At 63.0% G+C, this 13,343-nt stretch carries 9 protein-coding genes and 1 pseudogene; 9 read left to right on the forward strand and 1 reads right to left on the reverse strand.

Going from position 1 to position 13,343, the window contains the following annotated elements; all coding sequences use genetic code 11:
- Together EOD15_RS15495 and EOD15_RS15500 are read left to right on the forward strand one after the other, a co-directional pair.
- Positions 1–488: pseudogene (locus EOD15_RS15495) on the forward strand (DeoR/GlpR transcriptional regulator); the annotation flags it as partial.
- An 82-nt stretch (positions 489–570) separates the two neighbouring features.
- Positions 571–3,048, forward strand: a complete 2,478-nt coding sequence (locus EOD15_RS15500; protein ID WP_127408608.1) for an FAD-dependent oxidoreductase — start codon at positions 571–573, stop codon at positions 3,046–3,048.
- On the opposite strand, the gene EOD15_RS15505 is transcribed toward EOD15_RS15500, so the two are convergent.
- On the reverse strand, positions 3,045–3,914 hold the full coding sequence (locus EOD15_RS15505) for a LysR substrate-binding domain-containing protein (protein ID WP_127322115.1): 870 nt from the start codon (positions 3,912–3,914) through the stop codon (positions 3,045–3,047). The two genes, EOD15_RS15500 and EOD15_RS15505, sit on opposite strands and share 4 nt — an antisense overlap.
- Before the next feature lie 152 nt (positions 3,915–4,066).
- Here EOD15_RS15505 and EOD15_RS15510 point away from each other — a divergent pair, with 152 nt between their 5' ends.
- The 7 genes from EOD15_RS15510 to EOD15_RS15540 all read left to right on the forward strand — a co-directional run.
- Positions 4,067–5,758: a Na/Pi cotransporter family protein gene (locus EOD15_RS15510; protein WP_127322116.1), complete on the forward strand. Its 1,692-nt coding sequence runs from the start codon at positions 4,067–4,069 to the stop codon at positions 5,756–5,758.
- A gap of 139 nt (positions 5,759–5,897) precedes the next feature.
- Positions 5,898–7,097 carry a 2-aminoethylphosphonate--pyruvate transaminase gene (locus tag EOD15_RS15515; RefSeq protein ID WP_127408609.1) on the forward strand — a complete coding sequence of 400 codons (1,200 nt, stop codon included), beginning with the start codon at positions 5,898–5,900 and terminating at the stop codon, positions 7,095–7,097.
- Between the two features lie 24 nt (positions 7,098–7,121).
- Positions 7,122–8,381, forward strand: coding sequence for a phosphonoacetate hydrolase (phnA, locus tag EOD15_RS15520; RefSeq protein WP_127322385.1), 1,260 nt, complete (start codon positions 7,122–7,124; stop codon positions 8,379–8,381).
- Between the two features lie 262 nt (positions 8,382–8,643).
- Positions 8,644–10,101, forward strand: coding sequence for a phosphonoacetaldehyde dehydrogenase (gene phnY, locus EOD15_RS15525; protein ID WP_127322386.1), 1,458 nt, complete (start codon positions 8,644–8,646; stop codon positions 10,099–10,101).
- 71 nt (positions 10,102–10,172) lie between these two features.
- Positions 10,173–11,531 (forward strand): aspartate aminotransferase family protein, encoded by a 1,359-nt coding sequence (locus EOD15_RS15530; protein ID WP_127408610.1) that lies wholly within the window; start codon positions 10,173–10,175, stop codon positions 11,529–11,531.
- 400 nt (positions 11,532–11,931) lie between these two features.
- A complete protein-coding gene (locus EOD15_RS15535) occupies positions 11,932–12,957 on the forward strand; it encodes a putative 2-aminoethylphosphonate ABC transporter substrate-binding protein (protein WP_127266991.1) in 1,026 nt (341 codons plus the stop codon).
- A gap of 122 nt (positions 12,958–13,079) precedes the next feature.
- Positions 13,080–13,343 (forward strand): ATP-binding cassette domain-containing protein (locus EOD15_RS15540; RefSeq protein ID WP_127408611.1); only part of this gene is annotated, 264 nt, incomplete at its 3' end.

Consider the following 13,343-nt stretch of genomic DNA (forward strand, 5'->3'; position numbering starts at 1 on the left):
GCATGGTGGTGTTCCTCGATTCCGGCACCACCACGCTGGCCGTCGCACAAGCCATGACCGACCTGCGCGATCTCACCATCTGCACGGCGAGCCTCCCGATCGCGCTTCTGCTGTGCCACGTCTCAGGCATGCGCGTGCATATGCTGGGTGGCGAAGTCGATCCCGGCGAAGAAGCAGCCTCCGGCATCGACATGCTCGAAGCCGTGGCGCGCTTTCGCGTCGACATCGCCTTCCTCGGTGGCGGCGCGCTGTCGCCCGACGGCGAGGTCACCGATTTCACCCGCGCCGGCGCCGAACAGCGCAGCCGCATGATTGTGCTTGCCGCCAAAACCTACTTCGTTCTCGACAGCAGCAAGTTCGCAAAGCTGACGCCGCTCAGGATCCCGAATTTTCAGCACGCCGCCGGCGTGATCGTCGATGCGAAGCCGCAGGCCGACATCGCCGAAGCGCTTGCGCGCAAGGGGCCTGAGCTGATGGTTGCATCTTGATGTGATATTTTGTGGCATTTTGTGTTGATATTTGGAATTCGACTGCTATGATCCGGCTCGTGTCAAAACGGCAGGATCTCCCATGGCAAACCAATTTCCCACCCAGGCGCGCGTCGTCATCGTCGGCGGCGGTATCATCGGCTGCTCGGTCGCATATCACCTGACGAAGCTCGGCTGGACCGATGTTGTGCTGCTCGAACAGGGGCAACTCAGCGGTGGCACCACCTGGCACGCCGCAGGGCTTGTCGGCCAGTTGCGCAGTCACTCCAACATGACCAGCCTGATCAAATACTCCACGCAGCTCTATGGCGAGCTGGAAGCCGAGACCGGGCTTGCCACCGGCTGGAAGAATTGCGGCTCGCTGTCGGTGGCGCGCACCACCGACCGCATGACGGTGCTGAAGCGCACGGCCGCATCGGCACGCGCCCAGGGGGTCGACATCGATGTGATTTCGCCGAAGGAGGCGGCGGATCTCTGGCCGGTCATGGCCACCGACGATCTGGTCGGCGCCGTCTGGCTGCCGGGCGACGGCAAGGCCAATCCGACCGATCTCACGCAATCGCTCGCCAAGGGTGCGCGCAATCGCGGCGCGAAAATTATCGAGCGGGTCAAGGTCACTGGTATCAGCCAGAGGAATGGTGTCGCCTGCGGTGTCGAGACGGATCGCGGCAACATTGCCGCCGAGATCGTCGTCAATTGCGCCGGCCAGTGGGCGCGCAAGGTCGGGCTGATGTGCGGTGTCTCGGTGCCGCTGCATTCGGCCGAGCACATGTACATCGTTACCGGCAGGATCGAGGGCGTGCACCCGGACCTGCCCGTGATGCGCGACCCCGACGGTTTCATCTATTTCAAGGAAGAGGTCGGCGGCCTGGTCATGGGCGGCTTCGAGCCGCACGCCAAGCCGTGGGGCATGAATGGCATTCCCGAAAATTTCGAGTTCGCGCTGTTGCCGGACGATTGGGATCAGTTCGAGATCCTGATGGAAAACGCGCTGGTCCGCGTACCGCAATTGGCGGAGGCCGAGGTCAAGAAATTCTACAACGGTCCCGAGAGCTTCACGCCGGACAACAATTTTCTCCTTGGCGAGGCGCCGGAGCTGAAGAATTTCTATGTCGGCGCCGGCTTCAATTCGATGGGCATCGCCAGCGCCGGCGGCGCGGGCAGGGCGCTGGCGGAATGGATCGTCAACGCCGCGCCGACCATGGATCTATGGCCGGTCGATATCAGGCGTTTCGCCTCCTTCAACAACAATCCGCGCTGGCTGCACGACCGTGTCAAGGAGACGCTCGGCCTGCACTACGCCATGCCGTGGCCGAATCGCGAACTGGACACTGCAAGGCCGTTCCGCCGCTCGCCACTCTACGACCGGCTTGCCGCCAGGGGCGCCTGCTTCGGCTCCAAGATGGGCTGGGAGCGCGCCAACTGGTTTGCCGCACCGGGAGAGAGGGCCGAGAACGACTATGCCTTCGGCCGTCAGAACTGGCACGAGGCGGTCAAGCGCGAGATGAAGGCGACACGCGAAGCCGTCGCCGTCTTCGACCAGACCTCTTTCGCCAAGCTCCTCGTGCAAGGCCACGATGCCTGCGCCGCGCTCAACTGGATCTGCGCCGGAAATATCGACGTACCGGTCGGTACGTCTGTTTATACGGGCGTGCTCAATGCACGTGGCGGCTATGAAAGCGATCTCACCGTGATGCGGCTTGGCGTGGAGAAATTCCTTATCGTCACCGGTTCGGCGCAAGCCATCCACGATGCCGACTGGATCGTCAAAAATATCCCGTCCGACGCGCATGCAATCTTGACCGATGTCACCTCGTCCTACGCGGTACTTGCCTTGATGGGGCCGCGCTCGCGCGATCTGCTGGGCAAACTCTCCTCGGCCGATCTTTCCAACGCCGGCTTTCCCTTCGCCACCATCCGCGAGATCGATATCGGCTATGCCACCGCCTATGCCAACCGCATGACCTATGTCGGCGAACTGGGCTGGGAACTGATCGTGCCGACCGAATTCGCCGTCGGCGTCTATGAGGCACTGCATGAGGCTGGCAGCGAGTTTGGCCTGATCGATGCCGGTTACTACGCGCTCGACGCCTTGCGTATCGAAAAGGGTTTTCGCGCCTGGGGTCGTGAACTGACGCCAGATATCAATCCCTGGCAGGCTGGGCTTGGCTTCGCCATCGCGATGGACAAGCCGGGGGGCTTTATCGGCCGCGACGCGCTGGTTGAGAAGAAGCCATCGGCAGCACCGGCAAGGCGTGTCGTGCTGTGCACGCTCGATGATGCCGAGCCGATGCTGTGGGGCGGCGAACTGATCCTGCGCGACGGCAAGCCGGTCGGCGAAGTCCGCTCGGCGGCCTACGGCCACACGCTTGGCCGCTCGGTGGCGCTCGGGCTGATCGAGAACGAGGCGGGCGTCGATGCTGCGTTTCTCACCGGTGGTCGTTTCGAGATCGACCTTGCCGGCGTTCGCCATGCCGCGACAGCACATCTGCGCAGCCCCTACGATCCGAAGTCGGAGCGGGTGAAGGCTGATGTGGTGGAGGTTCGCGCTGCCGCCTAATCCGCCGACATGGACCTTGCCATATCCAGGAACGCCCGCACCAGTTTGCCGCCGCTGCGTTCACGCAGACAGATCAGCGCTTCGTCCATCAGGGTCTCGGGAGCATCGATGGTGATCGGCACCAGCCGCGAATCCTGGCCGAATTCGGCCGCCGAGACAAAGCCGATGCCGGCGCCCGATGCGACGATCTCGCGGACCGCTTCGCGGCCCTCGGCTTCGATCGCCGGGCTGAGTTCGATTTTCGAGGCGGCTGCGAGATCTTCGAGTTTCTGACGCGTCTTCGAACCGCGCTCGCGCATTACCAGCGATTCCTGCGCGAGCTGCTTGAGGGTGAGCGACTTTTTCGCGGCCAGCGGGTGGTCGACGGATGCAAACGCGATGATCGGCGTCGAGTTGAGTTTCAGCACCTCGAAATCGCGCCCGGTCGGCACTTCGCCCAGCACGCCGATGTCGGCATCGTAGCTGTAGAGGCTGCTGATCACCGTCTCGGTGTTGCCGGCGCGCACCGAAACCTGCACGCCGGGGTAGCGGGCCCGGAAGCTGCCGAGAATGTGAAGCAGATGATGTGCGGCATCGGCGACGATGCGTAGCGTGCCGGAACGCAGCGCGCGCGACTCCGTCAGCAACTCCAGCGCCTGTTGCTCGGTATCGAACATGCGGTGGGTTATCTCGAGCAGCTTTTGGCCCGAATGGGTCAGCGTGACCTGCTTCTTGTTGCGGTTGAACAACAGCACATCATACTCTTCCTCGAGCTTGCGCACCTGGTCCGAGATCGCCGGCTGGGTCAGGAAGAGCGCTTCGGCAGCGCGTGAAAAGCCACCGCAGATGGCCACCTGGTGAAAGGCCCGCAATTGGACGTAGCGCATCTTTCGTGCCTCCGACATTTCTGAAATCGCCAACATCCTATCATAAGGACAGCTTGGGAAAAGATAGAAATGAACGATTTGACTTATGTTTAGGCAGCCATCAGCCTGAGTGTGGGTCGACGTCTCTGCCGGCCGTTGGCCGGGAGGTCGCCATGCAATTTTCCATCATCCTGCTGCATCTGGCGGGTGCCGTCATGCTGCTGCTCTGGGCCGTGCACATGGTGCGCAAGGGTGTCGAGCAGGCCTGCGGCCCCGCTTTGCGCGATGCGCTGAGACAGGCGCGGGGTGCGCGGATCAGGTCGGCGGGCGTCGGCACCGTGCTTGCCGTGCTGCTGCAAAGCTCGACCGCAGTCGCCATCCTGGCGGCCGGGTTTGCCGCCAGCGGCATGGTTTCGGTGTCGGCGGGGCTGGCGATCTTGCTGGGCGCCGACCTCGGTTCCGCTCTGGTCGTCCAGGTGCTGTCGTTCGATCTGAGCTGGCTGGTGCCGGCGCTGATCCTGGTCGGCGGCGCCATGGCCCTGAAGTTCGAGGCGCGCGGACGCATCCTGATGGGCGTCGCCTTCGTTCTGTTGTCGCTGCATATGATCGGCGAGGCGACCGCACCCATGCGGCAGAGCACCTTGCTGCCACTGGTGATCTCCTACCTGCGCGCGGACTATTTCACCGCCTTCGCCGCTGCTGCCCTGTTCACATGGCTGATCCACTCCAGCGTCGCGGCGATCCTGCTGTTCGTGACGCTTGCCGCGCAAGGCGTCTTGCCGGTCGAGGTCGGCCTGTTCTTCATCCTCGGCGCCAATTGCGGTGGTGCGCTGATTGCGGTGTGGCTGACACGCGGCGATGCCGTCGAGGCGCGCCGTGTCCCGCTTGGCAATCTGATCTTTCGCGGCACGACGGCGCTCGCCGCCTTGTTTGCGCTTCAGGCCGTGACCTTCCCGGCGCATCTGTTCGGCGTAACCGAAGGCCGCCAACTGGTCAACCTGCACCTTGCCTTCAATATGGTGCTGGTCATCTGCTGCTTGCCGTTCACCGGCACAATGGAAAAGCTCGCCACCTTGCTGATCCCCGACAGGCCAGCGGCAAAGGCAGGGGAGGCTGGGGACCTGATGTCACGCCGCACCAGCGCGCTCGACCGCACCGTCATGCGCACACCCGGTCTCGCTCTGGCCAGTGCGACCCGCGAGTTGCTGCGCGTGGGCGAAGTCGTCGAGGTGATGCTGCGCCCGGTGATGGATTTCTTCGACGCCGGCACCGCCGACCAGATTCGCCAAGCCCAAAAACTCGATGAGGAGGTCAACCGCGCCCACACCGAGATCAAGCTCTACATTGCCGAAGTCAATCGCGGCAGCATGAGCGCGGCCGAGGCGCAGCGCGGCATCGAGCTCACCGACTTCGCCATCAATCTCGAACGCGCCGGCGACATCGTCGCCAAGAACCTGCTCGTGCTCGCCCAGGAGCTGCGTGACAAGAACCTGCGCTTTTCACGCGACGGCTGGAGCGAACTGGCCGGGCTTCACAACCGTGTCATGGCCAACATGCAGCTTGCACTCAATGTGCTGGTGTCGAGCGATCTCGAGTCGGCGCGGCAACTCGTCGTCGAGAAGGAGCGGATGCGCAGACTGGAACGCATGAGCCATGACCGTCACCTCAAGCGCCTGCAATCAGGAATGCCGCAGAGCATCGACACCAGCGACATCCACCTGGAGGCGGTGCGGGCGCTGAAGGAGATCAACTCGCTGATGGCTTCTGTCGCCTATCCGCTGCTGACGCAGAGCGGTGATCTGCTCGAAAGCCGGTTGGCGAAAGGCGCTGGGGCCGCGGAAGCGATGGCTCCGGCGCTGGCCTGACGGGCGACATTCTCCGCTGGCGAGTGGCAATCCTTACCATCGTTAAAATCGATACATCGATACAAAATAACGATTTTACAAATAGATCATTCAGGCCAAGAATAAGGCCACATCGAACGCAGATCGAGCGGAGGACAACATGCTCGCCGAGACGAAATTTGCCGCGGAGCCGCTGGCCAGTCCGGCGCTGGGCGAGCCGTATCTTCTGACCCCAGGGCCGCTTACCACGGCCTATTCGGTCAAGGAGGCGATGTTGCGCGACTGGGGATCGTGGGACGGCGACTTCCGCGCCATGACATCGGATATGCGTCGCCGCCTGCTGGCGCTGACCGGGGACAGGAACGATGAGTTCGACTGCGTGCCGATGCAAGGCAGCGGTTCCTTCTGCGTCGAAGCGATGCTGGGTTCGTTTGTGCCCAGAGATGGCAAGGTTCTGGTGCTGGCCAACGGCGCCTACGGCCTGCGCGCCGCGCAGACCATGCAGTATCTCGGCCGCGCCTACACGCTGATCGACAAGGGCGACTATCTGCCGCCGCGCGGCGACGAGGTGGCGGCGGCCCTCGCGGCCGACCCTGATATCACCCATGTCATCGCCATCCATTGCGAGACCAGCTCCGGCATCCTCAATCCGGTCGCCGAGATTGCGCAAGCCGTCCATGCCAAGGGTCGCAAGCTGCTGGTCGATTCCATGAGCGCGTTCGGCGCCGTAGCGCTCGACGTCAACGATATCCGCTATGAGGCGATGGTCTCGTCCGCCAACAAGTGCATTGAGGGCGTTCCGGGCTTCGGCTTCATCATCGCCCGCAAGAGCGAGCTGGAGGCTGCCAAAGGCAGGAGCCATTCGCTGTCGCTCGATGTCCACGCCCAGTGGGCGCACCTCAACAAAACCGGCCAGTGGCGCTACACGCCGCCGACGCACGTCGTCGCTGCCTTCCTCGAAGCACTGCGCCAGCACGAGGCCGAAGGCGGCGTCGCCGGCCGTGGCGCTCGCTATACGAGGAACCGCGACGTCATGGTGGCCGGCATGCGCGACCTCGGTTTCGAGACACTGCTCGGGGATCGCTGGCTGTCGCCGATCATCGTCACCTTCTTCAACCCGGCCCATGCCAGTTTCGCCTTCGACCGCTTCTACGATCTGATGAAGGACAAGGGCTTCATCATCTATCCGGGCAAGCTGACCGCCGTCGATAGCTTCCGCGTCGGCTGCATCGGCCAGATGGACGAACATGTTATGCGCCGCGTCGTCGAGGCGGCGGCCTTCTCGCTTCATGAAATGGGCGTCGACACCGCCGCCCCACCCGCCGCGGCACTCGCCGAACGCGCCAAACTCGCCGCCTGAAGCGGCCGATCTCGAGGATATCAGATGAACCAGATGTCTCCCATCAACGTCGCGGTCAACGGTCGCACCTACGCCTGGCCGCGTGTGCCGGCCATCGCCATCTGCCTTGACGGCTGCGAGCCTGCCTATCTCGACGAGGCGATCGAGGCCGGGCTGATGCCGGCTCTGGTCAGGATCAAGCAGAAGGGCACGGTGCGTTTTGCGCACTCGGTCATTCCGAGCTTCACCAATCCCAACAATCTGTCGATCGCCACCGGCCGGCCACCGTCGGTGCACGGCATCTGCGGCAACTATCTCTATGAGCGCGAGACCGGCAAGGAAGTGATGATGAACGACCCGCGCTTCCTGCGCGCGCCGACCATCTTCCAGGCCTTCTATGATGCCGGCGCCAAGGTCGCCGTGGTCACCGCCAAGGACAAGCTGCGTGCTTTGCTTGGCAAGGGCCTTGCCTTCGATGAAGGCCGCGCGCTGTGCTTCTCGGCGGAAAAATCCGACACCACCACCAGGGCCGAGCACGGCATCGACAATGCCTCGAAACATTTTGGGCTGCCCGTGCCGGAGGTCTATTCGGCCGAACTGTCGGAATTCGTCTTTGCCGCCGGCGTCCAGCTGCTGAAGGAGTTCCGTCCCGACATCATGTACCTGACGACCACAGACTATGTGCAGCACAAATACGCGCCGGGCGCGCCGCAGGCCAACGCCTTCTACGAGATGTTCGACAAATACCTGACCGAGCTTGATGCGCTGGGCGCGGCGATCGTCGTCACCGCCGACCATGGCATGAAGCCCAAGCACAAGGCGGACGGTTCGCCCGACGTCGTCTATGTCCAGGACCTTCTCGACGAGTGGCTGGGCAAGGACGCCGCCCGCGTCATCCTGCCGATCACCGACCCCTATGTCGTGCATCACGGCGCGCTCGGCTCGTTTGCCACCGCCTATCTGCCTGATGGCGCAGATCAGGCCGGCATCATGGCCCGGCTGGCGAAGATCGACGGCATCATGCTGGTCGTCGACAGCCCGACGGCGTGCGAGCGCTTTGAGCTGCCGGCCGACCGCATCGGCGACATCGTGCTGATCTCGACCGAGAACAAGACGATCGGCACCTCAGAACATCGCCATGACCTGGCGGCTCTGAACGAACCGCTACGGTCGCATGGTGGGCTGACCGAGCAGGAGGTGCCGTTCATCGTCAATCGTGTGCTGCCGGAATTGCCTGATGAACCTGTGTTGAGAAACTTCGACGCCATTTACTACGCCACAATGGCGGCGGCACTGGCGGGCTGAGTGAGTTGGATCGCCGGGAGGGCGTGTCGCCGTCCATGGTGGCGCTGGTCGACCCCCACTCCGGCCCTTCGGGCCACCTCTCCCCCGATCGACGGGGGAGAGGAAGGGCGCTGAGCTCGCCGGCCTTGGCTCCCTTCCTCTCCCTCCGGAGGGGGGAGAGGTGGCGCCGCGAAGCGGCGACGGAGTGGGGGAAGCCATTGCAAAGACGCGATGGCCTCGCCGACAAAGATCAATGTGCTCTCCGAGCACCGGGAAAACTCACATGACCAAACTCGACCCTTCCATCAAAGTCCGCCACGAGCCGATGCGCATTGCCGGCAAGAAAGTTGATGCCGACGGCGTCGTCGAGGTGCGCTACCCCTGGAACGACACCGTCATCGGCACCGTGCCGGCCGGGCGTGCCGAGCACGCGCGAAAAGCATTCGAGATCGCCGCCAGCTACAAATCGAAGCTGACGCGCTACGAGCGCCAGCAGATCCTGTTCCGCACCGCCGAGGCATTGGCGTCGCGCCGCGAAGAAATCTCCGATCTCATCACGCTCGAGCTCGGCATCTCCAAGACGGACTCGCTCTATGAGGTCGGCCGTGCCTATGACGTGTTCACGCTGTCGGCGCAGATGTGCATCCAGGATGACGGCCAGATCTTCTCCTGCGACCTCACCCCGCACGGCAAGGCGCGCAAGATCTTCACCACCCGCGAGCCGTTGAAGGCGATCTCGGCGATCACGCCGTTCAACCACCCGCTCAACATGGTCTCGCACAAGGTGGCGCCGGCGATCGCCACCAACAATTGCGTGGTGGTCAAGCCGACCGAATTGACGCCGATGACGGCGCTTCTCCTGGCCGACATTCTCTATGAAGCCGGTCTGCCGCCCGAAATGCTGTCGGTGGTGACCGGCTGGCCCGCAGACATCGGCAACGAGATGATCACCAACGACAATATCGACCTGATCACCTTCACCGGCGGCGTGCCGGTCGGCAAGATGATCGCCCGCACCGCCGGCTACAAGCGCCAGGTGCTGGAACTCGGCGGCAACGACCCGCTGATCATCCTCAACGATCTCTCCGACGAGGATCTGGCCAGAGCCGCGGATCTGGCCGTCGCCGGCGCGACAAAGAACTCCGGCCAGCGCTGCACCGCGGTCAAGCGCATCCTGGTTCAGGAAAGCGTCGCCGACCGCTTCGTGCCGCTGGTGCTGGAGCGGGCGAAAAAAATCCGCTTCGGCGATCCGATGGACCGCTCGACCGACCTTGGCACCGTCGTGCACGAGAAGGCGGCGGCGCTGTTCGAAGCCCGCGTCCACATGGCCGCCGAGCAGGGCGCCGAAATCCTCTACAATCCGGGTCGTCAGGGCGCGTTGCTGCCGCCGATCGTTGTCGATCGCGTTCCTCACACATCCGAATTGGTGATGGAGGAGACGTTCGGCCCGATCATCCCGATCGTTCGCGCGCCGGACGACGATGATGCGCTGATCGCACTGTCCAACTCGACCGCCTTCGGCCTGTCGTCGGGCGTCTGCACCAACTCTTTTCCGCGCATTCAGAAATACATCGCCGGCCTTCAGGTCGGCACCGTCAACATCTGGGAAGTGCCGGGCTATCGCATCGAGATGTCGCCCTTCGGCGGCATCAAGGATTCGGGCAATGGCTACAAGGAAGGCGTCATCGAGGCGATGAAGAGCTACACCAATGTGAAGACATTTTCGCTGCCCTGGTCCTGACCGGGCGGCATTGACGGATAAACAATGGAGGGAGCGTTCGCCGCTCCCTCATTCGCGTTTCGGAGACCATGATGGCCGCGATCAAAGAGCTTGTGCACACCGAAGGCGATTCCAACACCACAGCGGCTCGCGGCCGATGGGATGCCGGGCAGGACGATCCGCGGATCCGCGGCTTGCTCGATCGCGACGCGGCTGCCTTCATGCACCAGAGTCTGTCCAGCCCCTGCCTTTCGACCATCGCGAAGGCGCAAGGCATCTGGATCGAGGACACCGCTGGCCGCCGCTTCATGGATTTCCACGGCAACAGCGTGCATCACCTCGGCTACGGCCATCCAAGGCTGGTCACGGCGATCAAAAAGCAGCTCGATGAGCTCTGCTTTGCGCCGCGCCGCTTTACCTGCGAGCCCGCCCTCGAGCTGGCGGAGAAGCTGGCGGCATTGGCGCCCGGCGATCTCGGCAAGGTGCTGTTCACCACCGGTGGTTCGGATGCCATCGAGGTCGCGCTGAAGATCGCCCGCGCCGCGACCGGCCGCTTCAAGACGGTGTCGTTCTGGGATGCGTTCCACGGGGCCGGCTTCGGCGCTGCAAGCGTCGGCGGCGAGGCGACCTTCCGCTCGCACATATCAGGCCCGATGATGACCGGCACCGAGCACGTCGCACCCTGGGACGGCTATCGCTGTCCCTATGGCCACGATTCCCTCGAAACCTCGGGGCTCGCTTGCGCCAACATGATCGCCTATGTGCTCGGCCGCGAACAGGACGTGGCGGCGGTCGTCGCAGAACCGATGCGGGCGACGCCCAACCCGCCGCCGCCCGGTTTCTGGAAGCGGGTTCGCGAAGCCTGCGACCGGCACGGCACGCTGCTGATCTTCGACGAGATCCCGACCGGGCTGGGCAAGACGGGAAAATTCTTCGCCCACGAGCATGATGATGTGACGCCCGACATCGTCGTCCTCGGCAAGTCGCTCGGCGGCGGCATCCTGCCGATCGCCGCCGTCATCGCGCGCCGCGACCTCGACGTCACCGGTGGCTTCGCGATCGGCCACTACACCCACGAGAAGAACCCGGTGACGACCCGCGCCGCACTGACGACGATCGACATCATCCTGGAGGAAGGATTGGTCGAACGCGCGGCCGAACTTGGCCGGCACATGCTGGAGCGTATGCAGCACCTGATGGCGCGCTCGCCCCATGTCGGCGACGTCAGGGGCAGGGGACTGATGGTCGGCGTCGAGCTCGTCGAGGATCGCGATACGCGCGAGCCGGCGCGCGATCTCGCCGAACGCGTCTTCTATGCTTGCCTGGGGCAGGGGCTGAGCTTCAAGGTCAGCCAGGGCAATGTGCTGACGCTGTCGCCGCCGCTGGTCATTTCGAAAGCTGATCTCGATCGTGCGCTCGACATCCTCGAGACCGCCGTGCTGGCGGCCTGACCATGAAGGCCGTGCGCACCGACCGCGAGCTCGAATGCCCCGAAATCGACGCGGGCTTGCGGGCGAGGGGGGGCGATCTGGTGGTGACTGTCCGCTCGTCCGACCCGCGTTTGCGGGCACAGACAACGGGCGTTTCGTTCGGCTGACCATAACCGTCTCCGTTGCCAATCGTGGGCTTTCGCAAGCGCGAAATAGCGGCCGCAACAGGCATGCGACAGTTCCATGACGGCTATCAGTAGAAGTTTGCCTGTCATAAAATAAATAGATTTTACTTATCGATCACCAATCCCCAGAGTTGACCCAACGACGACATCCACAAGCGCTACAGGGCCGCAATGTCCACCGGCGCGATCGTCACAGTGCATCGCAGAATGTGCCAACAATCAAAGGGGAACTGAGCATGAAATCGCGCAACGCAACTATCGCAATGGCCTTCGCCGCGGCATTGATGTCATCCGCCGCCTTTGCCGAAACCTCCGAACTGACAGTCTATACCGCCATTGAAGCCGAAGATCTCGCCCGCTACGCCGAGACTTTCACAAAGAGCCATCCCGACATCAAACTGAACTTTGTCCGCGACTCCACGGGTGTCGTTACCGCCAAGCTGTTGGCCGAAAAGGACAATCCGCAGGCCGACGTTGTCTGGGGCCTTGCCGCTACATCGCTTCTGGTGCTGAAGACCGAAGGCATGCTTGAGCCCTACGCGCCAAAAGGCGTCGAATTGCTCAAGCCGAAGTTTGTCGACAAGGACACGCCACCGGCCTGGGTTGGCATGGACGCCTGGGCGGCTTCGATCTGCTTCAACACCGTGGAGGGCAAAAAGCTTGGCCTCGCCGAGCCGACCAGCTGGAAAGATCTTACCAAGCCGGAATACAAGGGTCACATCGTGATGCCGAACCCGGCCTCGTCCGGCACCGGCTTCCTCGATGTATCGAGCTGGCTGCAGTTGTTCGGCGAGAAGGATGGTTGGGCCTATATGGATGCCCTGCATCAGAATATTGATGCCTACACGCATTCTGGTTCGAAGCCGTGCAAAATGGCCGCCGCCGGTGAAACCGTAATCGGCATCTCGTTCGAGTTCCGCGCCGCGAAATCGAAGAAGGAGGGCGCTCCCCTCGATATCGTCATCCCGTCCGAAGGCATCGGCTGGGACATGGAGGCATCCGCGATCGTTGCGGGAACGAAAAATCTCGAAGCCGCCAAAACGCTGCTCGACTGGTCGATCAGCAAGGAGGCCAACGAGATGTACAATGTAGGTTATGCGGTTCTGGCTATGCCGAATGTCGCCAAGCCGGTCGAATTCCTGCCCGCAGATATCGAGTCCAAGATGATCGACAATGACTTCGAGTGGGCGGCCAACCACCGCAAGGCCATTCTCGACGAGTGGACGAAGCGCTACGACGCCAAGTCTGAGCCCAAGAGCTAGACGCAGAGTATTTCGACAGGGCGCCGTCAGAGCGGCGCCCTTCTCGTAACTCTTCCCGGATGGTCAAAATGAGACACGAACCCGTCGCTGATCTATCGGCAACGCTGGCCGAGGTGCATCCCATGACCGCTGCCGGCAACACGGCTTACCTGCGGATCGAACATCTCTGGAAGGCCTTCGGCGAGTTCCATGCGCTGAAGGACATCTCGCTCGACATCAACGAAGGCGAATTCATCTGCTTTCTCGGCCCTTCGGGTTGCGGCAAGACCACGCTGCTGCGCGCCGTCGCCGGCCTCGACCTGCAGACCAGAGGCGTCGTCCGCCAGGGGGGCAGGGATATCTCAACGCTGCCGCCGTCAAAACGCGACTACGGCATCGTGTTTCAG

Origin of the sequence: Mesorhizobium sp. M7A.T.Ca.US.000.02.2.1 (assembly GCF_003996995.1) — a bacterium.
Lineage (GTDB): Bacteria > Pseudomonadota > Alphaproteobacteria > Rhizobiales > Rhizobiaceae > Mesorhizobium.